An 851-nucleotide genomic window follows, 5' to 3' on the forward strand; every position below is an offset into this window, starting at 1 on the left:
CCAACGGCCCGGGACGCGGCCAGCGCATCGGCGAACGCGCCCATCACGGCGCGGTTGCGGAACAGCAGCACGCGCCCGCGCAGCGGGCCGACGGGCAGGGCCACCGGCAGGTCGGATTCGGCCTCGATCTGGTCGCCGTAGTGCTTGGTCCACGAGCGGTCCAGCGGCTGGCCGTTGGATTCGCGCGGCTGCAGGGCGCGGCCGCCGCGCACGGCCCACTGCGGCGTGCGGTATTCGAGGATGCCGGCCCAGGTGTAGCCGCGCGCATCGGCCGCGTAGTCCCAGGCGCCGGGCGTCAGGAAGGACCAGTTGAAGAACTGCTCGCGCGGGTCCTTGGCGTAGGGGTTGTTGTCGAAGTAGTCCAGCAGCGAGAGGTTGCCGGCCACCAGGGTCCACCGGCGCGCGCTGGCGCTGCCGCCCAGTTCGTTGAAGTCGGGCTCGATGCGTTCGGTGTCGCCGCCCGCGTCCCAGCGCTGCAGCAGGAACAGGCGCGCGCGATAGGCCTTGATCTGCGCGCCCGAGGTGCGGGCCAGCTCGCCGTTGGAAAGCCCGCCCGCGCCTGACAGGTGCGACAGCGGCACGCCCTGCCCCGCCTCGGGGTTGAAGTGGATCTGCGCGCCGCTCCAGGGGCGCAGCCCGAGGTCGGCGGTGGCGGTGAAGGAATACGAGCGCTCGGCCGTGGGCACCAGGCTGTTCGGGCCGGTGTAGGGCGCGTCGAACGAGGGCTTGTGCTGCCAGACGTAGGTGGTCTGCGCGTGCAGGGCCCAGGGGGGCGGGTCACCGTCCGCCGGGTTGCCGGCATCGCCGGACGGGGGCGGCCAGGGCCTGGGCAGCGAGGACGGCCGCGGTGC

The 851-nt window shown here is 73.6% G+C and carries 1 pseudogene; it reads right to left on the reverse strand.

Annotated elements, in window-relative coordinates:
* A pseudogene (locus AC27KI_RS26115) lies at window positions 1-851 on the reverse strand (carbohydrate porin); the annotation flags it as partial.

It is taken from the genome of Acidovorax sp. KPB24-03 (genome assembly GCF_057546605.1).